Raw genomic sequence first — 24,492 nt, 5'->3', positions numbered from 1 at the left:
GCCTACAAATTGTCCTTGCGCTTGCGGATTTCGGCAAAGACCTCGGCGTCCGAAGCTTTCTCCAGCCCCAGATGCTTGCGGATCGCCGGATCGTGCCAGCGCAGGAAGGGATTGGTCGACAGCTCCTCGCCGATCGTCGTCGGCAGCGTCGGCTTATTGTCGGCGCACAGCTTTTCGATCTTGGCGGCGCGTTCCTTCAATGCCGAATTCGTCGGGTCGACGGTCAGCGCGAAACGGGCGTTGGCGAGCGTGTATTCATGACCGCAATAAATAATCGTTTCGGCCGGAAGCGCGGCCAGCTTCTTCAGCGAATCGTACATCACCGGCGGCTTGCATTCGAACAGCCGTCCGCAACCCAGCGCAAACAGCGTGTCGGCGGTGAACGCCACACCCGAAGCCGGCAAATAGTAGGAAACGTGGCCGGCGGTGTGGCCGGGCGTGGCGATGACTTCGATCTTTTCATCGCCAAGATGGAGAACCGAGCCGTCTTCGACGGTCTCGTCGATGCCGGGGATCTTGGCCTTTTCCGCTTCCGGGCCGACGATGCGCAGCTTGAAGCGCTCTTTCAGCGTCAGATTGGCCTCAACGTGATCCATGTGATGATGCGTGGTCAGGATCATCGTCGGCGTCCAGCCGGTGCGCTTGAGCGCGGCCAGGATAGGCGCTTCCTCGGGCGCGTCGATGATCGCGGTCTGGCCGCTTTTGGGATCATGCACCAGCACGCCGAAATTGTCGCTGCGGCACATGAACTGTTCGATTTCGACCGGCATCGCATCTCTCCGTTTATGGCCGCAGACATAGGGCGCCGGCGCGTGGATGTCATCCTGGATGTTGAAGACATCCTGGATGTTGAGCAACATTCCGGGACGTTGAACGACGTCCCGCAATGTCTAGTGACATTCCCGGAATGCCAGGTCGTCGCGGCCTGTTGTTGAAACCCGCCGATATCGCGGCTACATCCCTGCCATGCATTCCGACATCGTCGATCTTCGCTCCTTCTATTCGACAACACTCGGCCGTTTCGCCGAGCGTTCGATCACCATGGCGTTGTCGTCGATATGGGCGGTCGTGCCCAACGAGCGGCTGGTTGGTCTGGGCTACACCTTGCCGTGGCTGGAGCGGTTCGGCACCGACGCCGAGCGGGTCTTCGCCTTCATGCCGGCGACGCAGGGCGCGGTGGTGTGGCCGGCGACAGGGCCGACGGCGACGGCACTGGTCTTCGACGAGGAACTGCCGCTGGTCGATTCCTGCATCGACCGCATGCTGCTCGTCCATTCGCTCGAACATGTCGAGAACCCGCGTGAGACGCTGAACGAGATCTGGCGCGTGCTGTCGCCGGCTGGCCGCGTGGTCATCGTCGTGCCCAACCGGCGCGGTGTCTGGGCGCGCTTCGAGCACACCCCGTTCGGCAATGGCCGGCCTTTTTCGCGCGGCCAGCTTACGGAACTGCTGCGCGAGGCCAATTTCACGCCCGCCGCCTGGTCCGATGCGCTGTTCTTTCCGCCGTCACGGCGCCGTTTCATGATGCGCTTCCACAATGTGCTGGAGCGCGCCGGCCGGCGGCTGTGGCCGATCTTTTCCGGCGTCATCGTCGTCGAGGCGCAGAAACGGCTCTATCAAGGCGTGCCTGTCGTCCAGCGCGCCTCGCGCCGCGTCTTCGTGCCGGTGCTGTCGCCGCATGGCGCCACCCGGCTTGGCCGTCACAATGCCGATGCCAAGCCCTCGGCTGCGCAGGTGACGGCTTCGTGATCACGGCAAGCGTGCCTGACGTCGTTTCCCTGCCTATCTGTCGCAAGCGGACCGACAGCCCATCCGGCAGCCCATACGAACGCCTGTCAAGTTTCTCCATCCGGTTTCAGCACTGACGCGAGGACCTCGGCCATGGCTGATCAACCGGACAATGCCGCCGCCGTTCAGCCGGTTGCCGTGGCGGTCGAAGCCAGCAGCCTGCGCGATCAGGTGATGACGATCCGGCGGGCGCTGGCGGGATCGCCGGTTCGCAAATGGTTGCAGTGGACATTGGTCGGCATCATGGCCGTGATCATCGCAACGTCGATCGGCCAAGTTCTGCTCAACCGCTGGAACCAGCCTTTCTACGATGCGCTTGCGCGCCGCGACATGGCGGCCTTCCTGCACCAGCTCTTCGTCTTCGCGATGATCGCCGGCGGGCTGCTGGTGCTCAATATCGGCCAGACCTGGCTCAACCAGATGATCAGGCTCAAACTGCGCGAGGCGCTGACGCTGGATCTGATCGATCAGTGGATGCGGCCGGCGCGCGCCTTCCGGTTGGCCAATGCCGGCGCCATCGGCGTCAATCCCGACCAGCGCATGCAGCAGGACGCCGCGCATCTGTCCGACCTGTCAACCGATCTCGGCGTCGGCCTGCTGCAGTCGTGCATCCTGCTGGTGTCCTTCGTCGGGGTGCTGTGGGAGCTGTCCTCGGGCTTCGTGTTCCACATCGGCGGGACCTCGCTGGCCATACCGGGCTACATGGTCTGGGCCGCCATCCTGTACGCCGGCATCGCCTCCTGGCTGAGCTGGCTGGTCGGGCGCCCGCTCATCCGCCTGAACAGCGACCGCTATACACGCGAAGCCGAGCTGCGCTCCTCGATGGTGCGCGTCAACGAGAATGTCGATGCCATTGCGTTGTATCATGGCGAGGCCGACGCCAGGCGGCGGCTCGAACTCGATCTCGGCACGGTGCTGGGCGCCATGCGGCGCATCTACACCGCCCAGATCAACCTGTCCTGGGTGACCGACACCTATGGCTGGATCACCGTCGTGGCGCCCATACTGGTCGCTTCGCCGGTCTATTTCTCAGGTGATATCAGCTTTGGCGGGCTGATGATGGCGGTCGGCGCCTTCAACCAGGTCCACTCCTCCTTGCGCTGGTTCATCAACAACATCGGCAGTATCGCCGATTGGCGCGCCACGCTGATGCGCGTGGCCGATTTCCGCATCGCGCTCGATGAAACCGATGCGCTGCACGACACGGAAAAGCGCATCGCCTTCGGCCAAAACGTCAATGGCAGCCTGACTTTCGAGAAGCTCGAAGTGACCTCGCCGGAGGGTTGCACGAGACTCGCCGACCCGCATGTCGAAATCCGCCCCGGCGAGCGCGTCATGATCACCGGCGATCCCGGTGCGGGCAAGACGCTGTTCTTTCGTGCCATTGCCGGCCTGTGGCCATGGGGAAGCGGCCGGATCGGCCTGCCGGCGGGAGAAGCCCCCATATTCGTGCCGCGCGTGCCTTATTTTCCGGTCGGCACGTTGCGCGAGGTCCTCGATCACCCGAACGGGCCCGCGCCGGCGAACGATGCCGACATTTCGGCGGTGCTGGCCGAGGTCGGTCTGGGACGGCTATCCTCGTCGCTCGACCGCGCCGGGCGTTGGGACCATGAGTTGGGCGATGACGAACAACGCTCGCTGGCCTTCGCCAGGCTCGCGTTGCGGCAGCCGAAATGGGTGATCATCGATGAAGCGCTGGATGCGTTCGACGGCCCATCGCTAAGACGCGTGCTGTCGATGCTCGAGAAGCGTTTGCCGAGGACAGCAATCCTCAACATCGGGCGCGGCCAGCACAACAACCACTTCTTCCCGCGCGCTTTGACGATCGTCAAGGATTCCGGTGCGCCAGCCCTGAAGCCCGCCCGCGTCAGGGCCGGCGCGATCGAACCGCCGCCAGCCGCCGCTCGTCGCAAGAAATGAGCTGATTTCCGGGCGAGGGAAGCAAAGCTTTATTTTGCCGCGATCGCGAGGGAAGCTCCTCGGGAGAAACAATCTTGGCGACGGCCATGCTTGATGCTCTGCGCCTGCTTGCCTGTCTTGCCTGCGCCCAGGCTGCCCCGGCCGCCTCGCCGCCGGATGCGCTCGCCGTCGACGTCGAGCTGGTGCTGGCGGTCGACATCTCGCTGTCGATGGACGAGAAGGAGTTCGCCCTGCAGCGGGCCGGTTATGTCGAGGCGCTGCGGCATCCCGACTTCATCAAGGCTGTCCGCGCCGGCGCCAAGGGCCGCATAGCGCTGACCTATTTCGAATGGGCCGGCACGGTGCGCGACGACGCGGTTATCGGCTGGCAGATTATCGATAGTGCCGAGAGCGCGAACAGCTTTGCCGACAAGGTCGCGGCTCGTCCGTTCCGCAGCTTTCGCGGCACTTCGATTTCCGGCGCGCTGGCCTTCGGCACCGAGCTTTTCGACCGCACGTCTTTCCAGGGCGAACGCAGCGTCATCGACATTTCGGGCGACGGACCGAACAATATCGGGCCGCCGGTCACCGCGACGCGTGATGCGGCGACTGGCAAAGGCATCGTCGTCAATGGCCTGCCGATCCTGATCAGCCCGTCGCCCACCTTCAGCCATCTCGACCAGTATTATGCGCAGTGCGTGATCGGCGGGCCCGGTTCCTTCGTGCTGCCTATCTATGCCGCCGCCGAGTTTTCGACAGCCATCCGGCGCAAGCTGCTCCTGGAAGTGAGCGGCATTCAGGACGAGGTGAGAAGCATCCCCGTCGACGCGGCGACGTCGATAGACTGCCTGCAAGGCGAACGGGACAGGCGGTTTCTATCGGATCCGTATTTTCCCGAACTTGACCGTTGAGCTCTAGACAGAGGGGTTAACGCGATCCGGAGGAAAAACCGTTCCACAATTTCCCGGAATCCCTATCGGTTTAAGCGGGCCGGGCACCAAATTGATTGCGAAACTCGTTGGAGAGATCGCGGCGCCAGCGCCGGCCATGGACATAGCCTTGCATCAATTCCGGCAGCGAATAGCCAAGCGTTTTGGATGAACGGTTGGCCATGTAGCCCTGAAATGCCTCCGGTATCCTGCCTCGCAGGATGTCGGCGATGAGCTGCCGCGAGATCATGTAAGGCGGAATGTGCGGGTAGGCATGGGCAATATGCGGATGTTTGCCCATCAGGTTCGCATAGGCCTCGACATAGCCGTCACGGCGGCCGGAAATCGAGTTCTCCGAATTGTATTTCGTCCAGTCCAGATCCCTGGACAACTGCGCACCGAAGCGCCGGGCAAGGCGCAGCAGCAATTCGCGATCCTGCATGCGGGTGATGTCGCTGTCGTAGCCGCCGATGGCCAGCAAGGCTTCGCGGCGAGCGGTGATCGCGGAGCCGGCAATGAAGATGGTCTGCCCAACCAGCGTCCGCTCCAGCATTGCAGGGCTCACGAACGCCTCGGGGTTGACGCAGTTTGTGATGCGATTGCCTTTCAGGGACACGAACGAACTGATCAGCACTTGCAGTGCAGGATTCTCATCGAACCAGGTCAGGGTTCGTTCAAGCCGGTGCGGCATGTAGATGTCGTCGGAATCGAGGAACGTCACCAACGGTGCCCGCGCGCGCTCGATGCCGGCATTCCTGGCTGCGTTGGCGCCTCGCCATTTCGCCCCGACATAGATCAGCCGCGGGTCCTGGATACGGGCCAGCGCCGCTTCGGTTCCATCGGTCGAACCATCGTCGACGACAATGTGCTCAAGCCTCGACATGCTCTGGGAGAGTACGCTTTCCACGGCGCGCAACACCGTTTCGCGTCGGTTGTGGGTCGGCGTAATGATCGTGATGAGAGGTGTCGGTTCGATGGTTTTGACCATTTTGACCATAGTGCTTCAGCTATGTCCCACGTAGAGGGGCACGTTTTCAACCTCGTCCCGAACCAGCCCAAGGGCCATGGCCGCTTGTGCACAAAAAACCAGCGCGCAAAAGGCCAATCCGACGATCAGTGCAAACGGGATCTGCCATGCGGGCATTCCGAGCCGAGTTGCATGCGTCAGAATACGCCCGCCCACTTTCCAGGACGTCGAAAACCAACGTCTTGTCGCCTTCAGCACTCGCGCGGCTTGGGATGGCGATGCCAGTGCCACATATTTCCGGTCCGCATCGCGCCCGGTGACCAGGGCACGCCAAAAGAAAAAGCGCCAACCGCGCGGAGGATAATGGCTGGCCCGGCATCGACTCTGACAAAATCATGCCCGCTTGCTCGTAACTGGCTGGTGAGCAACGTGCAAGAAACCTTGAATCCATTGCTGGCCGGAAAGGGATGGCCGGCTAACCAGCTTCTGCGGAAGGCGCAATTGTTGGCGTTCATCGCGCGCTTGGAGGCAAAGCGCCGATCACCATCACGCAGCGGGAAGAACCACAGAAGCGCAAAGGTCCGCGACGCGAAATCGTCACAGCCGAGATAGGTGTAACCGTTCACGGCGATTGTCTTCGGGTCCTGGAATGGTTTGAGAAGTGCCGACAGCCAGCCGTCTTCGATCACTGTATCGGAATCGCAGAAAATGACGATATCGCCCTTGGCCAGCGCGGCGCCTGCGTTCTTGATCTCATAGTACCGGCCGCCTGTGCAGGCACTGAAGACCGTATTTGCAACCATACCAAGTTGCGGAACAATTTCGGTGAGACGATGCCGGAGAAGCGGTGTGTCGGTATCTGATCCGCTATGAACAACGATGACCTCCGGTTTTAGGTATTGACCGGTTGTCGTCACGGCTTCTATTTCCCGTGCCAAAGCACTCAACGAAACGCCGATCTCATCTTCATTGATGGACTTGGCGTTTTCCATTTCGACAACGATCGAATAGGTCAGGTTCCCCGCTCCATGCTTCGCTCGGCATCGCGTCCAGCATGACGCTACGAAAAACATATTCCCGTGTCATCATCTGGTTGCAGAGTTCAATCCGTCCGCAACCACGAATTCGCAACCTTGCGTCTCAACGGCAACACCCTGAGGGCCGGAGACTGGAAACGGCCTCAGGATCGCGCAGGCCGATTCGTCACGATCGCGTCCATGTCATTCTTATTACTTTTGGAGTAATCGAATTCCGTCACGACCATTGGGTATCTGTGCCTGTGGAGCCGGCAATCGGCTTCGATTGAAAGGGAGTGCACTTATGACCGCTTACGCCGTTGCCCATATGCGCCAAGCCACGATGGGCCCGCAGATCGTCGAATACCTGCACAAGATCGATGCCACGCTGGAACCTTTCGGCGGCCGTTTTCTGGTCCATGGCGGCGATGTCGAGGTGATCGAGAACAACTGGCCGGGCCATCTGATCATCATCGAATTTCCCGACAGGCAGCATGTGCATGGCTGGTACAATTCGTCCGCCTACCAGGCGATATTGGCGCTGCGCACGGACAATTCGGAGGCCGATGTGGTGTTTGCTGACGGCGTCGAACATCCGCACAAGGCCACGGACATCCTCGAATAGCTTGCGGCTACTGCCGTTTCAGCAAGAACACTGCCTGCTGGCCGAAGAAGTTCCAGAACCACCACGGCATCGACAGGCCGATCTTCTGGCCGTTGGCGTCGAGAGCGGTTGCCTTCTCGACGGTCGCGCCGAGCTCGTCGCACAGATTGACGAAGTCGCGGATGGTGCAGAAGTGGATGTTGGGCGTGTCGTACCAGGAGTAGGGCAGATCCTTGGTCACTGGCATGCGGCCGTTGACGAACAGTGACAGACGCACACGCCAATGGCCGAAATTGGGGAAGGAGACGATGGCGCGATTGCCGATCCTGAGCAGTTCGTCGAGCACCAGCTTCGGGTTGCGGGTGGCCTGCAGCGTCTGCGAGAGGACGACGAAGTCAAAGCCCTTGTCGGGATAGAATTCGAGATCCTTGTCGGCATCGCCTTGGATGACCGAGAGGCCGCGCGCCACGCATTCGTTGACGCCGCGCTGCGACAGCTCGAGCCCACGGCCGTCGACCTGCTTGCTGTCCTGCAGCAATTCGAGCAGCGAGCCGTCGCCCGAGCCGACATCGAGCACGCGCGACTGTGGTGGGATGAGGTTGGCGACGACTTCAAGGTCGACGCGCTGGTCGAAATTGACGTTCATGATGAGAGCCCTCTTGCTCGTGCCGCCGAGCCGATGAAGCCGTTAATGGCGGCAAACAGTTCCGGCTCGTCGAGCAGGAATGCGTCGTGGCCGCGGTCGGTTTCGATCTCGACGAAGGATACCGATGCGCCGGCGGCGTTGAGCGCATGCACGATCGAGCGGCTCTCCTCGGTCGGAAACAGCCAGTCCGAGGTGAAAGACACCAGGCAGAAGCGGGTTTTCGTTCCGGCGAAGGCATCGGCCAACCGGCCGCCATGGTCGGCGGCAAGGTCGAAATAGTCCATCGACCGCGTCATGTAGAGGTAGGAATTGGCGTCGAAGCGATCGACGAAGGTCATGCCCTGGTGGCGCAGATAGCTTTCGATCTGGAAGTCGGCGTCGAAGCCGAAGGTCAGCGCCTCGCGATCCTGCAGATTGCGGCCGAACTTGCGGTGCAGGGCGGCTTCCGACAGGTAAGTGATGTGGGCGGCCATGCGCGCCACCGCCAGGCCTTTTTCCGGGCGTTTGCCGTGCTCGAAATATTTGCCGCCATGCCAGTCCGGATCGGCCATGACAGCCTGGCGGCCAACCTCATGAAAGGCGATGTTCTGCGAGGAATGGCGCGCGCCGGTGGCGATCGGCAGCGCCGAGAAGACCCGCTCCGGATAGCTCGATGCCCATTCCAGCACCTGCATGCCGCCCATAGAGCCGCCGAGCACGCAGAACAGCTTTTCGATGCCGAAATGGTCGATCAGCATCTGCTGCGCCCGCACCATGTCGCGAATGGTGATGATGGGCAGGTCGAGCCCATAGGGCTTGCCGGTGGCGGGATTGGTCGAGGCCGGACCGGTGGACCCAAGGCAACCGCCGATGACGTTGGAGCAGATGACGAAGAAGCGATTGGTGTCGATGATCTTGCCGGGGCCGATCAGCACTTCCCACCAGCCAGGCTTGCCGGTCACCGGATTGGTGCTGGCGACGTGCTGGTCTCCGGTCAGTGCATGGCAGACGAGGATGGCGTTGGAGCGGGCATCGTTCAGCGTGCCGTAGGTCTGGTAGGCGATCTGGAACGGTGACAGCAGCGTGCCGGCGTCCAGCTTGAGCGGCTTGTCGGATCCAAAACGCAAAACCGGGCTCGACGGTTGGTCGACCTCGTTGTTGGTTTTGCGGGCACGCAGAACGGCCATGACATCCATCTCACACTTTGAGCCCACGCATCGCGCTTGTCGAAAGTCGATGCCGATCCGGGTGTCCGGCCGGCGCGGACAACAAAAAACCGGCATTGCGGTCGCAAAGCCGGTTACAGGATGCAAACGGCCCTTTAGCAAGTTGTTTAACGTGGCTGCAAGCCGACCGGCCAAATCACCACGGAAGTCCGCTCCCCTTCTAGGGCTGTGGCGCGCCGGCGTCAACGGCCAGCCTTGGGCGGTGGCTGTCGCCTCTCGACATTGCAGGCCACGGCTTGTATTTCCGCTGCGGCTTCCCTCAGGAAGCGTTCTCGACGGATTTTGCGACATGAGCCAGACACCGGACCAGGCACGTCCAACCCCGCGCGCGGGCATCATGGACATAGACGCCTATGTGCCGGGCAAGAGCACGGCGCCCGCGGGCGTCGCCAAGATTCACAAGCTGTCCTCGAACGAGAATCCGCTAGGGCCCTCGCCGAAAGCGATCGAAGCCGCGCGCGAGATTGCCGGAAAGCTCGACGTCTATCCAGATGGCACCGCCAGGCGGCTGCGCGAAGCGATCGCCGAGGTGCATGGTCTCAACCCGCAGAACATCATTTGCTCCAACGGCTCCGACGAGATCCTCGGCCTGCTGGCGCAGACTTATCTGGCGCCCGGCGACGAGGCTGTCATCACCGAACACGCCTTCATGGTCTACAAGATCTACATCCAGTCGGCAGGTGCCGTTCCGGTGACGATCAAGGAAAGAGACGAGCGCGCCGATATCGACGCCATCCTCGCAGCCGTCACGCCGCGCACCAAGATCGTGTTCCTGGCCAATCCCAACAATCCGACCGGCACCTATGTGCCTTTCCAGGAGGTGCGCCGCCTGCATGCCGGCCTGCCCAGGCACGTGCTTCTGGTGCTAGACGCGGCCTATGCCGAATATGTCCGCCGCAACGACTATGAGGCCGGCATCGAGCTGGTCGGTGCTGCCCAGAACGTGGTGATGACCCGTACCTTCTCCAAGATCGGCCTCGGCGGAGCGCGGATCGGCTGGATGTATGCGCCGATGCATATCGTCGACGCCATCAACCGCGTGCGGGGTCCCTTCAACGTCAATGCGACGGCGATCGAGGCCGGTATCGCAGCCATCCGCGACCGCGCCCATGTCGAGCGCAGCGTGGCGCACAACGAGACCTGGCTGGCCTGGCTGAGCGAGGAATTCACAAAGCTCGGGCTGCGGGTAACGCCGAGCGTCGGCAATTTCGTCCTCGTTCATTTTCCTGACGATCAGAAGCATTCGGCGGCGGCGGCGGACGACTATCTGACGGCGCGCGGCTATATATTGCGGCGCGTTTCGGGCTATGGCTTTCCCAACGCGTTGCGCATGACCGTCGGCACCGAAGAAGCCAATCGCGGCGTTGTCGCCGCTCTCACGACATTTCTGAAAAGCTAGAACGCCATGACATCACCGATGTTTGAAAAGATCGCGCTGGTCGGCATCGGCCTGATCGGCTCGTCGCTGGCCCGCGTCATCCGCCGCGAGGGGCTGGCCCGTCACGTGGCCATATCAACGCGCAGTGCGGCGACGCTGGCGCGAGCCGAGGAACTCGGGCTGGGCGATAGCTATACCACCGATGCGAAAGAGGCGGTCCGCGATGCCGACCTAGTCGTCATTTCGGTGCCGGTCGGCTCATCCGGCGCGGTGGCCGAGGAAATCGCGCCGGCGCTGAAGAAGGGCGCGATCCTCACCGATGTCGGCTCGACCAAGGCGTCTGTCATCGCGCAGATGCAGCCTTATGTCCCTGAAGGCGTCCATTTCATTCCCGGCCACCCGCTGGCGGGCACGGAAAAATCCGGCCCCGACGCCGGCTTCGCCGACCTGTTCGACAATCGCTGGTGCATCTTCACGCCGCTGCCCGATACCGACGCGGACGCGCTGGAGCGGCTGTCGGAGTTCTGGCGCCGCTGCGGCGCCAACATCGATACCATGGACCCGCAGCATCACGACATGACGCTGGCCATCGTCTCGCACCTGCCGCACATCATCGCCTACAACATCGTCGGCACCGCCGACGATCTGCAGTCGGTGACCAAGTCCGAAGTGATCAAATATTCGGCTTCCGGCTTCCGCGACTTCACGCGTCTTGCCGCTTCCGATCCGACCATGTGGCGGGATGTGTGCCTGCACAACAAGGACGCCATCCTCGAAATGCTGGCGCGGTTCTCGGAAGATCTGGCGTCCCTGCAACGCGCGATCCGCTGGGGGGACGGCGAAAAACTCTTCGACCTGTTCACCCGCACCCGCGCTGTGCGCCGCTCGATCATCGAGGCCGGCCAGGACATCGACGTGCCCGATTTCGGTCGCCAGGCCGTCGAGCATCCCGCGAAGGGCTAAGTCAGTTTCAGGCTGGCCAGGTCTGCGCAACCATGGCCAGCGTCTCGGCCCGGTTCGGCGCACCAAGCCTGCCGCCGAAGCGCAGGCATTTGAGCGCGGCGGCCGCACTGGCAAAGCGCAAAGCCTGCTCGACCGGCATGGCTTCCGCCAGCCCGACGGCGAAGGCGCCGTGAAAGACATCGCCGGCGGCCAATGTGTCGATCGCCTTGATCTTCGGTGCCGCGACATGGCGCACGCAGCCTGCGCGACGGTCGTGCCACCAACTGCCCGCCGCGCCGCCTGTCACTGCGACAAAAGCGTCGGTGCGGCTGGCGAGATCGGCGCAAGCCGTTTCCGGATCGAGCGCCTGGCCGCAGACAATGCGCGCCGCCGTTTCCGAAGCGACGATGTGCGTGGCGAGCGGCAACAGCTGTTCCAGGATCTGCAACGGTGCGGTATCGGCATCGAGGATTGCCGGCCGGCCGAGGGCGCGCGCCGCTCTCAGGGCAAGGGCTGCCGCACCTGGCTAGCGGACATCGACCAGTACGGCGTCGAATGCCGTGAGGTCGGCGACCGGCAAGGCTTCGGGATCGGCCTGGGCAAGCCCGTCATAGAACGGCACGATGATGCGCTCGCCATACGCGTCGACCAGGATCGAGGCCAGCGCCGAGCGGGCGCCTCTGACGCGGCGCACAAAGGTGCAATCGACGCCTTCGGCCTCGATGCCGGCGATGAGCTGGTCGGCGACGGCATCGTCACCCGCGCTCGCCCACAGCGATACCTCGGCCCCCAGGCGATGCGCGGCGCAGGCAGCACTCGTGGCCATGCCCGAGGCGATCTGGACGCCGTCGGAGGCAATGAACTTGCCTTGATGCACGGGCAGCGTCTCGACGCGCAGGATGGTGTCCAGCGTCAAAGCGCCAACGCTCAGCAGCTTCACGGGTCTTGCCATCGCAGCGCTATTCCACCGGCTTGATCTTGCCCAGCGGAATGAAGCCGAGCGAGGCCTTGCCCCTGACCACCTTCAGCGGCATCGACGGTTCGTTGCCGAGCACCGCCAGGGCAGCAAAGCCCTGCTCGATCTGGCTTTTCTGCTCGGGTATGGCGGCGCCGAGAATGGCCGCCACCGCCTTCGGGTCCTTCAGCCTGATCATCAGATCGGCGTTGATCAGGCCCTCGGCATCGACCGAGAGCGGTCCCGAAACGGTGATGCGCGCCGTCCCCGACGACAGGTCGAGGTTGCGGATTTCGATCGCCTGGCCACGAAGGCTCTTCACCTGCGTGCCGATCAACGCGACACCGTTCTTCAGCGTGACGTCGCCACTGGCATCGAGCGCCGGAAGCACGCGCCCGCCAATTGCGTCGGGGTCGATCTCGAGATCGCCGAAACTGCCGAGATAGTCGATATCCTCACCGTTGGGCTGCAACTGACTCGATGCCTTGCCGGCGCTGAACAGTTGCACCGGATCGGTGTCGTCGGCCGGGTCGGTCTGGCCGGAAAGGCCCTCTGCCTCCAGCGAAATCCGCTGCGGCAGCGGCCACCACAATTTGAAATTGGCCTGCAGATTGTCCCAGTCTATCCACAGCGGCACCATGTCCGGAACGGAGGTCCTGAGCGGGCCGCGCAGATTGGCAACCGGCGACAGAGGCTGGATGATCTGGGCGGCTGCGTTGAAACTGCCGGCTGAAGCCGCAATGTTCTTGGCATCGTCCTCATAGGCGAGGTTGTCGCAGGAGACGGTAAAGCTCAAGGGATAGCCGCTGACCTGGAGATTGGCGCAGCCGGCCTCGACGCCATTCTTGTTGAGCGTGGCAACCGCCTTGTCGGCCTCGCTCCTGACGCGGTCAGCCAGATAGAACCAGCCGCCGCTGTAGAGGGCGAGCAGCACGACGATGAATGCTGCAAGCCAGACCAGGCGGCGACGTTTGTTCGGCTGGCGTTCGTCACTTGACGTCATGCTTTGGCTCTCGTTAACGCATGGGTGTTGCGGACGGGTAGTCGATTCCGCCAGGTAGACAGACGATAGTTAGACGGGACGGGCGGAAAAAACACCGGTCCGGGTGCGGTGTTGGCATCTTTTGCAATCAGGCGCGGCGATATGGGCGATTTTTGGGTGTTTGGCTATGGCTCGCTGATCTGGCGGCCGGGATTCGCGCATGTCGAAACACAGCGTGCCCGCCTGCATGGCTACCGGCGCTCGCTCTGCGTCTATTCCTTCGTGCATCGCGGCACGCGCGAGCGGCCGGGGCTGGTGCTCGGCCTCGACCGCGGCGGGTCCTGCGTCGGCCTCGCATTCCGCGTCCCCGGCGACTTGCGCGACGAGGTCATGGCCTATCTTCGCGAGCGCGAACTGGTCACCAATGTCTATCTGGAGCGCATGCTCAAGATTCGCCTCGACGGGGGCGGTACGGTCGACGCGGTGGTCTACATTGTCGACCGCCACCACGAGCAATATGCCGGAGCGCTCGACGCGGCGGATGCGGCGGCCGTGGTGCGCGGCTCGGTCGGCCAGTCCGGCAACAACGAGGACTATGTGCTGAGCACGCTTGAGCATCTCGAGGCGTTGGGCATAAGCGACCACTGGCTGGAGGATGTCGCCAGGCAGGTCGCGCCTTTGTGAAGCTGGCTCTGCGGAAAAAGGCGGCCAGGCCTTTGACCTCGTTCAGGCAAGACCTAGGTTAGGCTCCGACCCTCAGCCCGCGGGCGCCATTTGCCCGCCCCAATCATCCCGGAGATCCGCCTTGCAGAAACGTCGTCTCGGTCGCACCGACCTGTCCATCGCGCCGCTGGTTCTGGGCGGCAACGTCTTCGGCTGGACCGCCGACGAGAAAACCTCGTTCGACCTGCTCGACCGCTTCGTCGGCGCCGGCCTCAACGCCATCGATACGGCGGATGCCTATTCGCGCTGGGTTCCCGGCCACAAAGGCGGTGAATCGGAAAACATCATCGGCAAATGGATGAAAGACCGTGGCAATCGCGACAAAGTCGTGGTGATCACCAAGGTCGGTTCGGATATGGGGCAGGGGCACAAGGACCTGTCCGCCGCATACATCGAAAAGGCCGTCGATGCATCGCTGAAGCGGCTGCAGACCGAGTTTATCGATCTCTATCTGTCGCATTGGCCGGACCCTGCAACGCCCTATGAAGAAACGCTTGGCGCCTACGAGAAGCTGCTCGCCAAGGGCAAAATCCGCTATGCCGGCTGTTCGAATCTCGACGCCGGCCAGTTGCGTGCCGCACTCGATGTGGCGAGCTTGCGCAGCCTGCCGCGCTACGAGGTGCTGCAGCCGGAATACAATCTTTACGATCGCTCGTCCTTCGACGGGCCGTTGCGCGATCTATGCGTGGCCGAGGACATCGGCGTCATCACCTATTTCAGCCTGGCCAAGGGTTTCCTCAGCGGCAAATACCGCAGCGAGGCCGATCTCGGTCAAAGCCCGCGTGGCGGCGGGGTGAAGGACTATCTCAATGCGCGCGGCATGCGCATCCTTGCGGCACTCGACGCGGTTTCATCAAGGCATTCGGCCAAGCAGGCGGAAGTGGCGCTTGCCTGGGTTATCGCTCGGCCGGGCGTCACCGCGCCGATCGCCAGCGCCACCAAGCCTGAACAGATGGACAGCCTGATCAGGGCGGCGTCGCTGAAACTGACCGCCGCCGACATGACCGAACTCGACAAGGCGAGCGGCTGAAGCTCAGTCGCGACGCCTCGCACGAACGTCCAAGACGCCCCTCTGGTCCTGCCATACCGTCTCTTCGCGCAAGGCAGGACAGAGGAGAAAATGGCTGAGCCGCTTCTTTCGCAGCCGGATTTTTGGGGACAACTTCTCGCGCTGATGCTTGCCGCCCTGGTGATCATGGGCAGCCCGGGACCGGCGACGATAAGCGTTACCGCCGTCGGCGCTGCCTTCGGTTTGCGCCGCTCGCTGGGTTATGCCTGGGGAATCATACTGGGCACGATCGCCGTGCTTCTGGTTGTCGCGACCGGGGTCGTGGCGGTGCTCACCGCGATGCCGAGGCTGGCGCCGTTGCTGGCTTTCGCTTCCGCGGCCTACATCCTCTATCTCGCCTTCAAGATCGCCACGGCGCCGCCCATGGCAGCACGCGGCGCCGAGGCTTCGTTCCAACATGGCTGGCTGGATTCCTTCTCGCGGTCGCCAATCCAAAGGCCTATGTGGCGATCGCCGCCGTGTTCGCCAGTGCTTCGTCCAAACAGGGCGCCACTGAGCTTGGTCCATGGCTGAAGCTGACGGCTCTCGCCCTGATGATCGTTGCCATCCATGCTCTGTGGCTTGTCGTGGGAGCATCGTTCGCGCGCTTCCTGCGCCGGCCGGCGGCCTCGCGGATCATCAATCTGGTCTTTGCCGCGACGCTGGTGTTGACCACCACGCCGGCCGTGTTCGGTTGAGAACTGTCGGCCGGAGACTTCCGATTCAGGCTTTGGTTCTTTCAGCCGCGTCCAGCTCTTGCAGCCTTTTCACCGCTGTCGGAGGCAAGGCAGGCGGGCTCGGACCGCGCGCCACATCAATCAGGAATTGGTCGCAGGCAGCCTCGGTCTCGCCGATCAGCCGGGCCATGAATTCGTCCTTGCTCAAGCCGGGCGGGATCGGCGGCAGGAAGCGTGCCTTGATGGTGCCGGGGTAGCGCAGGAATTTCCGGCGCGGCCAGTACAGGCCGGCGACATGGGCAACCGGCACCACCGGAACGCCAAGCTGCGCATAGATTTCGACGATGCCGTATTTGTAGGCCGGTTCGTCGCCCGGTGCCCGGCGTGTGCCCTCGGGATAGATGATCAGCTGGCGAGGGTTGCGCGCCATCTCCTCCTTGGTCGCGGCGACCACGGCCTTCAGCGCCTTCGAGCGGCTGCCGCGGTGAACCGGGATCATCCGCATCTTCATGATGTACCAGCCGAAGAACGGGATCCAGGTCAGCTCTCGTTTCAAGATGTAGAGCGGGTCCTGGAGGAAGGGGAAGAAGGCGATCGCGTCCCAGAACGACTGGTGCTTGGGCGCCAGGATGAACGAGCCTGCTGGCAGGTTTTCCTGGCCAGTGATGTCGCTCTTCGTTCCAGCGATCTTGTCGAAGAGCCACATCGAGGTGCGCGACCAGAATTTCGGCACGAACCAGGCGCGGTGACGGGGCGACAGGAAATAATAGGGGGTCCAGAGGATCATCTGGACGATCAGGTTGACGTAGAAGACGAAATTGAACGTCAGCGATCTGGCATAGAGCATGGGGGAGGCCCGGTGAGGAGGTGAGCGTTGGTTACACCAAGCGCGGGGAAAAAGGAAATGGCCGCAGGGCGCCTTGACCGACGAAGAAAGCGGTCGCTGATTGGGGAGACCCGGTTCCGCTACTTCAGCCGCGCCAGCCGCTCCTTCAGGCGCGGGCCGGCAAAATCGAGGAAGGCACGCAGCTTCACCGGCAGCAGGCCATGGCCCGCATGCACCAGGCTTACCGGCCATGGATTTGGCTCGAACTCCTCCAGCAGGACGCGCAGCATGCCGGACCGCAGCGCGGCCTCGATCTGGTAGGAGAGCACTTTTGTGAGCCCGACGCCGGCAATCGCCGCATCGATGGCCGCTTCGGCGGTGTTGATCTGAAGCCGTGAATGGACCTGAACCGGGATTTCTGCCTTGCCCTTGATGAAGCTCCAGGTGGCGGCGGAAGCAAGTCCCTCAAAGGTGATGCAATCGTGTGTTTCCAGATCTTCCGGGGTGATCGGCGTGCCGTGTTCAGCCAGATAGGCGGGGCTGGCGCAAACGACGCGGCGGATCGCGCCGACGCCCATGGCGACCAGGCTCGAATCGGGCAACCGGCCGATGCGGATGGCGAGGTCGAAATGGTCCTCGACCAGCTGGGTTATGCGGTCTGCCAATATCAGGCGGATGTCCACGTCGGGATAGGCTGCGAGAAAGCCGGTGACGACCGGCAGCACGTGCAGGCGGCCAAAGACGACCGGCGCGGTGATGGCCAGTTCGCCGGTTGGAGCGCTGTACTCTCCGGCAGCCGTGCGTTCGGCCTCACCGACGTCGTCGAGGATGCGGCGGCAGGCGGCAAGATAGGCCTGGCCGGCATCGGTCGGCGTCAGCCTGCGCGTGGAGCGGTTCAAAAGGCGTGTGTTCAGATGGCGTTCCAGATCGGAAACCTTGCGGCTGACCGTCGCCAGCGGAATGCCGAAACGGCGGCTGGCTGCGGAAAGGCTGCCGGCCTCCACCGCGGCGACAAAGAGCGACATGGCTTCGAGACGATCCATAGCTTCTTCCGGAAAATGGAAGGATGAGTTGCAAATATGCCATCTGCATTGGAAGGATGGAAGGCTTTATATTGGGTGTCGGCCTGCCTGCAGCATGGCCTCGCAAAGGAGTTGCCATGTCCGAAGCCCGGCCGCCACTGCCGCCCTTCACCGCAGAGACATCAGCGCAAAAGGCGCGCATGGCCGAGGACGCCTGGAACTCCCGTGATCCGGCACGGGTCGCGCTTGCCTACACAATGGACAGTCGCTGGCGCAACCGGGCCGAATTCCTGCAAGGGCGCGATGCCATCCAGGCGTTCTTGACACGCAAATGGAGCCGCGAGCTTGACTATCGTCTGATCAAGGACGTCTGGGCCTTCCACGGCAACCGCATCGCCGTGCGCTTCGCCTATGAATGGCACGACGACAGCGGTTCATGGTTCCGCAGCTACGGCAACGAGAACTGGGAATTCGACGAACATGGACTGATGCGCCTGCGCATCGCCAGCATCAACGACCTGCCGATCGGCGAGGCCGATCGCAAGTATCACTGGCTGCTCGGCCGGCGGCCGGACGACCACCCGACACTGTCGGAGCTCGGACTTTAGCATCTTGCCGCAAGGAAGCTTTCAATGAACGCGCATGCTTTCACCAGCGACGTTGCCTTCACGCCGACCGTCAAGGCGATCCAGGCCCGCAAGGGCTCACGTCAGTCCTATGCCCGCGTCGAGGAGCGTGGCGGCTGGCAGGCCGGCATCACCCCGGACCTTGCCGCCTTCGTCGAGATGCAGACCAGCGTTTTCCTGTCGACGGCCAATGGCGATGGCCAGCCCTACATCCAGCATCGCGGCGGGCCCGCCGGCTTCCTCAAGGTGCTGGATGAACACACGATCGGCTTCGCGGATTTTGCCGGCAACCGGCAGTTCATCACGCAGGGCAATCTGGCCGACAATCCAAGGGCGTTCCTGTTCCTGATCGACTATATGCACCGCCAGCGCATCAAGATCTGGGGCACGGCGCGGGTCGTCGAGAGTGACGCCGAGTTGATGGCGAAACTGATGCCGCAAGACTACAAGGCGCGCCCCGAGCAGGTCATCCTGTTCACGGTCTCGGCCTGGGATGCCAATTGCCCGCAGCATATCCCGCAACGGTTCGAGGCGGCCGACGTGGCGGCGGCACTCGAAGAGCGGGACAAGCGTATCGAACGCCTTGAGCAGGAGATCGCACGGCTCAGGGGAAATTCGGGCGCGGCCGCAGGGGAATAATCAGCCGCCGGCCGCGGTTTCGGCCAGTGCGATGCCGTTAGGCGTCGGCTTGACCGGCACGATGCCGCGCGCCAGCGCCAGCAGATATTTGTTGTATTCGGTGAACAGCACGCGCAATGCCCGCGGCTTGGTCAGCCAGCCGCCATTGTCGAGGTTAGAATTGACCACCGGATAGGGCTCGAGCTTGGCGCCATGCAGCAGCCTGCCCATTTCCAGCAGGCTGCGGGGCATGTGATAATTGTTGGTGACGAGGATCACCGTGCCATAGGCGTGGCTCTCGACCCATTTGGCGCTTTCCTCCGCATTGCCGATCGTATCGAGCGCGGCGCGGTCGATGTCGACGCAACAGGAAAACAGCTTCTTGTCGCCGCCGGTCGCTGCCTGCAGCTGGCGACGGCTGGCCGAAGGGTGCACGCCGCTGATCAGCAGCCGTTCGCCCTTGCCGGACGCCAGCAGATCCATCGCCGCATCGAGGCGGGACTGGCCGCCGGTCAAGACAATGATCGCGTCCGCCCTGGCCGGATTGGCGGGCGTCGTCAGATGGCTTACCTTGTTGGCGAACCAGCCGAAACCGCCGGCAAACAACGTAGCGAGGATGAGCAGAGACAGAGCCGAAAGGCGCAACGCGGCTCTTAGACGGCTCACAGCGCGGCGGTCATGCGAACGGGCAACCACCACTGGCATCTGCCCAGCCGTACCGGTCGAATCCCGCGCGTCCATCGCCATATGGTTAATCCTGAAATGCGGCTTTGGGTAGGTAAAAGACGCACTTTGCGTTACGTGAATTCTCCATCCGTGATCACCCTGTTTTATCCATGTCGTTGTCCCCCAACCGGTTCCCACTTTTGGGCGACATGAATTAGCCTGCATCCGGCTGGCGGACATCGATGTCGCTGAGATAGGCAACGACGGTGACGTGGGACGTGGCAGCTGTCAGTCCGCCGATCACCAGCACCATCAACACGACACCGAGATAGCCTGCCGAACCGATGGCGAAATTGCCGAACAGGGCGGTCGCCTGGTCGGCCTGCGGCGTCGCCATATTGCGCGACGACCACCAGGAAAAGACGATGAACACGAGCACTGCGGCGGCACCGCCAGCCGCTGCTCCCTTCATGCCGGTGACCAGGAAATGCCGGCGGAATTCGCGCGCGATGAAGCGTGCTTCGGCGCCGACGAAATGCAGCACCTCGATGATGTGACCGTTGCCGGCCATGGCGCCGCGCGTCGCGAACACCACGGTCAGCACGGTCGCCGACAGCATCAGCGCCAGCACGGCGATGCCGATGGTCACCGTCGTGCGGGCCATGGCTACCAGCCGGTCGACCCAGGTGCGGTGATCGTCGAGCGATGCGCTCGGCAGTTTCGGCGTGATCGCGGCGCGCATGGCAGCGAAATCGGGCGGGCTGTTCTCGTCGATGGTGACGATAATCAGGCGCGGCACGGGTAATTCGTCGATGTTGAGCCCCGAGCCCAGCCAGGGCTCAAGGAGCCTCGCGGTCGCCTCGCGGTCGATGATCCGGGTCGTCTTGACGCCAGGGAATTCACCGGCGATCTGGGAGGCCTGGGTAAGGGCTGCTTCCATGTCGAGCCCGTCGACCGGCTTGATCTGGATGGTCGCCTCGCGCGAAATCTGGTTCTCCCAGACGGACGCTGTGTCGCGCACCAGCGTCACCGCGCCGAAAGTCAGGCAGGACAGGAAGGTCATGATGGCGATGACCAGGACCAGTGCCCGGCCAGCGATGTTCTGCGCCGGCACGATCGGCGCCATCCTGCGCTGGGCGCGGGGCTTTGCCTCGGTCGCCTCGGCGTCCTGCTCCCGTTCCACAAAATGTTCGGCGGACAGTTCAGTCATAGATGTCCAGCCTTCCGCCGGCCAGGATCATGCGGCGCGCGTCGACCTGTTCCATCAGGCCAAGGTCGTGGGTGGCGATCACCACCGCGGTGCCGAGCCGGTTGAGCTCGATGAACAGCCGCAGCAGGCGTCGCGCCAGCGGCGGATCGACATTGCCGGTCGGTTCGTCGGCGAGCAGGATTTCCGGCTGCTCGATCAGCGCCCGCGCGATCGCCGCGCGCTGCTTCTCGCCGCCGGACAGAACCGGCGGCAGCACGTGCATGCGCTCGCCCAGCCCGACCCACTTCAACAACTCGGTGACATCGGTGCGGTAGCTCGCCTCCTCGCGCCCGCGCACGCGCAGCGGCAGCGCGACGTTCTCGTAGGTGGTCATGTGGTCGAGCAGGCGAAAATCCTGGAACACCACGCCGATGCGGCGGCGCAGATGCGGCAATTCGGTGCGCGAGATGCGCGAACGGTCCTTGCCAAAGATGGTGATCAGCCCGCGCGTCGGCTTCAGCGACATGAACAGCAGGCGCAGCAAGGTCGTCTTGCCGGCGCCCGAAGGCCCGCTCAGGAACTGGAAGGAGCGCTCCGGGATGTGCAGGGAGATGTCGCGGAGGATTTCCGGACCCATGCCATAGCGGAGGCCGACATTTTCGAAACGAATCAATTTCGACGACCTGAATTTCGGCACGGCGGCGAGCCGGCCTGTTTTAGATAAAGACCATCGGCCGGCATGGTTAACCGGCGGTTAATTTCTGGGCTGTTTCGGCTCGTCACGAGGGCTCCGGTGGGGAAGCGTTAACCATTTGTGTTTACGCAAAAGAAACGAAAAGCGAACACGTGCTGCAATGCTGGGGCCATGATGGCTGACGATCGAACCGCGCGCCCGGTTTCCGGCGAAATCATGACCGATCCGGCGGCAATCGCCGCAGCGGACCGGTTCATGCGCGGTTCGGCTGCCGACATCGTCGATGCCGACTACGTGGTGATGCCGCGCCTTGCGCCTGCCGTGGAAAGCGTTTCGCCGCTGCCGCGCGCGATCGTCACGCCGCCCATCGACGGCATGGACATGTTGCGCAAGCCCGAGACTCCGGCAGAACGACCGCCAACCTCACGCGGCGGGCCAATCTTCTGGGTCGCCGGCATCGGCGCTGCCTTGGCCGCATTCTGGACCTCCGGCGGGCATGCGCTGGTGCGCCAGGCGCCGTTCCTGTCCAGCGCGCAGGCGTCGGCGCTCAGCATTTCGGGCGTCACGTCACGCGTCGACGCTACCGGGCCGAACGCCGCACTGTTCGTCGATGGCGAGGCCGTCAATGACGGTGCGAAACCGACGCAGTTGCCGCCGCTTGAAATCCGGGTGACTGGCAATGACGGGCAGACCACCCGCTATACGTTGGGGACATCCGGCCGCTCGCTGGCCTCTGGCGAAAGATTCGGCTTTGCCAGCCGGCTCGACTTGCCTAGAAACGGTGTGAAGACCGTGTCGGTCACTTTCGCCGAATAGGCGATCACCGGGGAAGACCATCAATGCCCATCGTACGCGGCAAGGACATCGAGGTTCTGTTTTCAGCATCGGCGATCGCGCGGCGCAATCTGGAACTCGCCAAGGAGATTGCCGGCCACGACTATCACGATCTGCTGGTGATCTCGGTCCTGAAGGGCTCGTTCATCTTCGCCGCAGATCTCATCCGCGCCATGCATGATGTCGGCCTGTCGCCGGAGGTCGAATTCATCTTCATCTCCAGCTATGGCGCCGGCACCAGCAGCGGCGAGGTGAGGGTGCTGCGCGACATCGACAATGAGGTCGCCGGCCGCGACGTGCTGCTGATCGACGACATTCTCGAATCGGGGAAGACGCTGAGCTTTACCCGCGAGCTGATGTTGTCGCGGGGCGCCAAGAGCTGTTCGATCGCCGTGCTGCTCGACAAGCGCATGCGCCGCCAGACCGAGCTCAATGCCGACTATGTCGGCTTCGACTGCCCCGACTATTTCGTTGTCGGCTACGGCATGGATGTCGCGCATGCTTTTCGCGAGTTGCCGTTTGTCGGTGTCGTCAAAGGGGATGTCTGAGCGGCATCAAAAAGGTTTGCTGATGCTTAGAGCGGTTCGCCGCTTCACGAAAACGCCGAACCGCTCTAGTTTTTTGTTTTGACGCAATTCCCAAGGGAAAGCGCTATGCGCTTTTCCCGGAAAACCGTCTCACACTTTTCCTGAATTGCTCTGGGGCTTTCAGGAAAAGTCAACTTTTGGCGGCCAAATATGCCGGCCATGGCAAAGCTTCTGATCGTCGAGGACGATGAGTCCGTCCGCACCCTGGCCGCCCGCGCGCTTGAACGTGCCGGGCACACAATCGATATCGCGGCGGACGGCGCGCAGGGGCTTTCGCTGATCCAGGCGGCGCGTGGCGGCTATGATCTCGTCGTCTCCGATATCCGCATGCCGGAGATGGACGGCATCGAGATGGCGATCGCGGCGGCGGCACTGTTTCCGGCGATGAAGATCGTGCTGATGACCGGCTATGCCGACCAGCGCGAGCGTGCCGAGGAATTGAACGGCATCATCCTCGATGTCGTGCAGAAGCCCTTCACGCTGGCCGAAATCCGTTCGCGAGTCGAGCGGGCGCTGATCTGCTTCGCCTGATCAGGCTGGGCCGGCGGCAGTGAGCACGGGTGGAACGCTCTTGCGCCGTTCGGTGTTGAGCGCCAGCAGACCGGCGCCGATGATCAAGGCAGCACCGATCACCGTCGTCGACCGCGGCACCTCGGCGAAGAACAGGAAACCCCACAGCGGCGACCACAGGATGCCGGTGTATTCGAAAGTGGCAACGCGGTTGGCCTGCGCCATCCGGTAGGCCTGCGACAGCAGGATCATGCCGGCGGAGGCGACGAAACCGCAGGCCGCCATCTTGAGAAAATCGGGCAGCGTCGGCCACAGCCAGGGCCGTACCAGGAATTCCAGGCTCGGATGGACGGCGTGGGTGATGCCGGCCAGGTGAAACGCCCCGGCAACCACGGCGGCGCCGACCAGATAGGCGCCGTTCTGATAGAAGGCCATGACGGTGGAGGATTCGGTATCGCCGATCTTGCGGGCCATCAGCTGCGAAAAACCATAGAGCGCCGCCGAGCCCAGCGACAGCAGCGCAGCCCAGTCGAACAGCCCTGCGCCCGGACGCAGCATCACGAGGACGCCGAACAAGCCGATCAGCACGGTTGCCAGTGTCTGCCAGGAGACGCGCTCGCCAAGGTACGGCCCGGCCAGCACCATGATGAACAGCGGCGCCATGAAATAGAGCGCCACCGCATCGGCAAGCGGCAAGGCGGCGATGGCCAGGTAGTACATCGTATAGGAGGTGAACTGGATGAAGGCGCGCACCGTCAGCATGCCGAATCGCTTCGACTGGATTGCCCGCAGGCCGACGTCGGCATGGACCAGAACGATCAGGATCGGCAGGGCGACGATCGAGCGGATCGCCATCACCTCGGTCACTGGATAGCCGCTCGACACGGCTTTGACGAGCGGATCCTGCAGCGAAAAGATCAGCACGCCGAGGCACAGGCTCAGGATGCCGCCCACCATCCGATTCTGCATCTGCATCCAGGCTCCTGCGCGTACGGTCCGAAGCTGTCGCCTGCGGCGTAAAAAGAACCCGCCACCGTTTCGGGCAGCGGGCACGAGTGAGGACTCTTGATTGGTCCGCGGCTGATTTCGCAGCCGCATATCCAATGGGTGAGGCGACTATCGTCCGCCATTTGACATGTTGCAAACGAATTGGAATGATGC

25 protein-coding genes, 2 pseudogenes and 1 riboswitch are annotated in these 24,492 nt (G+C 62.9%); of the genes and pseudogenes, 14 read left to right on the top strand and 13 right to left on the bottom strand.

Features of this window, described 5'->3' with window-relative positions; all coding sequences use genetic code 11:
• Positions 1 to 2 precede the first annotated feature (2 nt).
• Positions 3 to 770, bottom strand: a complete 768-nt coding sequence (gene gloB, locus NKK51_RS20690) for a hydroxyacylglutathione hydrolase (protein WP_352554460.1) — start codon at positions 768 to 770, stop codon at positions 3 to 5.
• A 196-nt stretch (positions 771 to 966) separates the two neighbouring features.
• Here gloB and NKK51_RS20685 point away from each other — a divergent pair, with 196 nt between their 5' ends.
• From NKK51_RS20685 to NKK51_RS20675, 3 genes are all read left to right on the top strand, one after another.
• Positions 967 to 1,749, top strand: a complete 783-nt coding sequence (locus NKK51_RS20685) for a class I SAM-dependent methyltransferase (RefSeq protein ID WP_352554439.1) — start codon at positions 967 to 969, stop codon at positions 1,747 to 1,749.
• A gap of 132 nt (positions 1,750 to 1,881) precedes the next feature.
• Positions 1,882 to 3,708, top strand: a complete 1,827-nt coding sequence (locus tag NKK51_RS20680) for an ABC transporter ATP-binding protein/permease (protein WP_352554438.1) — start codon at positions 1,882 to 1,884, stop codon at positions 3,706 to 3,708.
• 86 nt (positions 3,709 to 3,794) lie between these two features.
• Positions 3,795 to 4,598, top strand: coding sequence for a DUF1194 domain-containing protein (locus tag NKK51_RS20675; protein ID WP_352554437.1), 804 nt, complete (start codon positions 3,795 to 3,797; stop codon positions 4,596 to 4,598).
• Positions 4,599 to 4,668: 70 nt separating this feature from the next.
• Here NKK51_RS20675 and NKK51_RS20670 read toward each other — a convergent pair whose 3' ends face one another.
• Complete coding sequence (locus tag NKK51_RS20670) at positions 4,669 to 5,604, bottom strand: glycosyltransferase family 2 protein (RefSeq protein ID WP_352554436.1); 936 nt, start codon at positions 5,602 to 5,604, stop codon at positions 4,669 to 4,671.
• 230 nt (positions 5,605 to 5,834) lie between these two features.
• On the bottom strand, positions 5,835 to 6,575 hold the full coding sequence (locus NKK51_RS20665) for a glycosyltransferase (protein ID WP_352554435.1): 741 nt from the start codon (positions 6,573 to 6,575) through the stop codon (positions 5,835 to 5,837).
• A gap of 328 nt (positions 6,576 to 6,903) precedes the next feature.
• Between NKK51_RS20665 and NKK51_RS20660 the strand changes: the two genes are divergently transcribed.
• Complete coding sequence (locus NKK51_RS20660; RefSeq protein WP_128304667.1) at positions 6,904 to 7,224, top strand: DUF1330 domain-containing protein; 321 nt, start codon at positions 6,904 to 6,906, stop codon at positions 7,222 to 7,224.
• A gap of 7 nt (positions 7,225 to 7,231) precedes the next feature.
• On the opposite strand, the gene metW is transcribed toward NKK51_RS20660, so the two are convergent.
• Both metW and metX read right to left on the bottom strand, forming a co-directional pair.
• A complete protein-coding gene (gene metW / locus NKK51_RS20655; protein WP_128304666.1) occupies positions 7,232 to 7,849 on the bottom strand; it encodes a methionine biosynthesis protein MetW in 618 nt (205 codons plus the stop codon).
• Entirely contained in the window at positions 7,846 to 9,015 is a 1,170-nt protein-coding gene (gene metX / locus NKK51_RS20650) for a homoserine O-acetyltransferase MetX (protein ID WP_027038109.1), read from the bottom strand. The genes metW and metX overlap by 4 nt, the downstream gene beginning before the upstream one ends.
• A gap of 114 nt (positions 9,016 to 9,129) precedes the next feature.
• Positions 9,130 to 9,207: riboswitch (SAM riboswitch) on the bottom strand.
• Between the two features lie 136 nt (positions 9,208 to 9,343).
• Here metX and hisC point away from each other — a divergent pair.
• Both hisC and NKK51_RS20640 read left to right on the top strand, forming a co-directional pair.
• Positions 9,344 to 10,453, top strand: a complete 1,110-nt coding sequence (gene hisC / locus NKK51_RS20645) for a histidinol-phosphate transaminase (protein ID WP_352554434.1) — start codon at positions 9,344 to 9,346, stop codon at positions 10,451 to 10,453.
• Positions 10,454 to 10,459: 6 nt separating this feature from the next.
• Entirely contained in the window at positions 10,460 to 11,395 is a 936-nt protein-coding gene (locus NKK51_RS20640; RefSeq protein WP_023811092.1) for a prephenate/arogenate dehydrogenase family protein, read from the top strand.
• A 7-nt stretch (positions 11,396 to 11,402) separates the two neighbouring features.
• Here the strand turns inward: NKK51_RS20640 and NKK51_RS20635 are convergent.
• Positions 11,403 to 12,326: pseudogene (locus tag NKK51_RS20635) on the bottom strand (sugar kinase).
• A 7-nt stretch (positions 12,327 to 12,333) separates the two neighbouring features.
• The gene (locus tag NKK51_RS20630) at positions 12,334 to 13,332 is read right to left on the bottom strand and encodes a DUF2125 domain-containing protein (protein WP_352554433.1); all 999 of its coding nucleotides are present in this window, start codon (positions 13,330 to 13,332) and stop codon (positions 12,334 to 12,336) included.
• 141 nt (positions 13,333 to 13,473) lie between these two features.
• Here NKK51_RS20630 and NKK51_RS20625 point away from each other — a divergent pair, with 141 nt between their 5' ends.
• The 3 genes and pseudogenes from NKK51_RS20625 to NKK51_RS20615 all read left to right on the top strand — a co-directional run bounded on the left by NKK51_RS20625 (position 13,474) and on the right by NKK51_RS20615 (position 15,780).
• Positions 13,474 to 13,995, top strand: a complete 522-nt coding sequence (locus tag NKK51_RS20625) for a gamma-glutamylcyclotransferase (protein WP_128304663.1) — start codon at positions 13,474 to 13,476, stop codon at positions 13,993 to 13,995.
• A 121-nt stretch (positions 13,996 to 14,116) separates the two neighbouring features.
• Complete coding sequence (locus NKK51_RS20620; RefSeq protein WP_023811096.1) at positions 14,117 to 15,064, top strand: aldo/keto reductase; 948 nt, start codon at positions 14,117 to 14,119, stop codon at positions 15,062 to 15,064.
• A gap of 90 nt (positions 15,065 to 15,154) precedes the next feature.
• Positions 15,155 to 15,780 (top strand): annotated as a pseudogene (locus NKK51_RS20615) (LysE family translocator).
• Between the two features lie 25 nt (positions 15,781 to 15,805).
• On the opposite strand, the gene NKK51_RS20610 reads toward NKK51_RS20615, so the two are convergent.
• Together NKK51_RS20610 and NKK51_RS20605 are read right to left on the bottom strand one after the other, a co-directional pair.
• On the bottom strand, positions 15,806 to 16,606 hold the full coding sequence (locus tag NKK51_RS20610; RefSeq protein WP_023811098.1) for a lysophospholipid acyltransferase family protein: 801 nt from the start codon (positions 16,604 to 16,606) through the stop codon (positions 15,806 to 15,808).
• A 119-nt stretch (positions 16,607 to 16,725) separates the two neighbouring features.
• Positions 16,726 to 17,628, bottom strand: a complete 903-nt coding sequence (locus tag NKK51_RS20605) for a LysR family transcriptional regulator (protein WP_352554432.1) — start codon at positions 17,626 to 17,628, stop codon at positions 16,726 to 16,728.
• A gap of 116 nt (positions 17,629 to 17,744) precedes the next feature.
• Between NKK51_RS20605 and NKK51_RS20600 the strand changes: the two genes are divergently transcribed.
• Together NKK51_RS20600 and NKK51_RS20595 are read left to right on the top strand one after the other, a co-directional pair.
• Complete coding sequence (locus tag NKK51_RS20600; protein WP_352554431.1) at positions 17,745 to 18,215, top strand: nuclear transport factor 2 family protein; 471 nt, start codon at positions 17,745 to 17,747, stop codon at positions 18,213 to 18,215.
• Positions 18,216 to 18,239: 24 nt separating this feature from the next.
• Positions 18,240 to 18,872 (top strand): pyridoxamine 5'-phosphate oxidase family protein, encoded by a 633-nt coding sequence (locus NKK51_RS20595; protein ID WP_023811100.1) that lies wholly within the window; start codon positions 18,240 to 18,242, stop codon positions 18,870 to 18,872.
• Here the strand turns inward: NKK51_RS20595 and NKK51_RS20590 are convergent, their stop codons facing one another.
• The 3 genes from NKK51_RS20590 to ftsE form a co-directional block, all read right to left on the bottom strand.
• Positions 18,873 to 19,598: a YdcF family protein gene (locus NKK51_RS20590; RefSeq protein ID WP_128304658.1), complete on the bottom strand. Its 726-nt coding sequence runs from the start codon at positions 19,596 to 19,598 to the stop codon at positions 18,873 to 18,875.
• A gap of 133 nt (positions 19,599 to 19,731) precedes the next feature.
• The gene (locus tag NKK51_RS20585; RefSeq protein WP_023811102.1) at positions 19,732 to 20,727 is read right to left on the bottom strand and encodes a cell division protein FtsX; all 996 of its coding nucleotides are present in this window, start codon (positions 20,725 to 20,727) and stop codon (positions 19,732 to 19,734) included.
• Positions 20,720 to 21,379: a cell division ATP-binding protein FtsE gene (gene ftsE / locus NKK51_RS20580; protein ID WP_010911739.1), complete on the bottom strand. Its 660-nt coding sequence runs from the start codon at positions 21,377 to 21,379 to the stop codon at positions 20,720 to 20,722. The genes NKK51_RS20585 and ftsE overlap by 8 nt, the downstream gene beginning before the upstream one ends.
• 192 nt (positions 21,380 to 21,571) lie before the next feature.
• Here ftsE and NKK51_RS20575 point away from each other — a divergent pair, with 192 nt between their 5' ends.
• The 3 genes from NKK51_RS20575 to NKK51_RS20565 all read left to right on the top strand — a co-directional run bounded on the left by NKK51_RS20575 (position 21,572) and on the right by NKK51_RS20565 (position 23,352).
• Positions 21,572 to 22,216 (top strand): hypothetical protein, encoded by a 645-nt coding sequence (locus tag NKK51_RS20575; RefSeq protein ID WP_023811103.1) that lies wholly within the window; start codon positions 21,572 to 21,574, stop codon positions 22,214 to 22,216.
• Positions 22,217 to 22,239: 23 nt separating this feature from the next.
• Positions 22,240 to 22,782 (top strand): hypoxanthine phosphoribosyltransferase, encoded by a 543-nt coding sequence (hpt, locus tag NKK51_RS20570; protein WP_023811104.1) that lies wholly within the window; start codon positions 22,240 to 22,242, stop codon positions 22,780 to 22,782.
• 198 nt (positions 22,783 to 22,980) lie between these two features.
• The gene (locus NKK51_RS20565; protein ID WP_164754337.1) at positions 22,981 to 23,352 is read left to right on the top strand and encodes a response regulator; all 372 of its coding nucleotides are present in this window, start codon (positions 22,981 to 22,983) and stop codon (positions 23,350 to 23,352) included.
• On the opposite strand, the gene NKK51_RS20560 is transcribed toward NKK51_RS20565, so the two are convergent.
• Positions 23,353 to 24,300: a DMT family transporter gene (locus NKK51_RS20560; protein ID WP_352554459.1), complete on the bottom strand. Its 948-nt coding sequence runs from the start codon at positions 24,298 to 24,300 to the stop codon at positions 23,353 to 23,355. It abuts the gene before it with no gap.
• Positions 24,301 to 24,492 lie beyond the last annotated feature (192 nt).

The sequence above is a fragment of the Mesorhizobium sp. M0011 genome, assembly GCF_040324155.1.
Lineage (GTDB): Bacteria > Pseudomonadota > Alphaproteobacteria > Rhizobiales > Rhizobiaceae > Mesorhizobium.
This window is presented reverse-complemented; position numbering and strand designations above follow the sequence as displayed.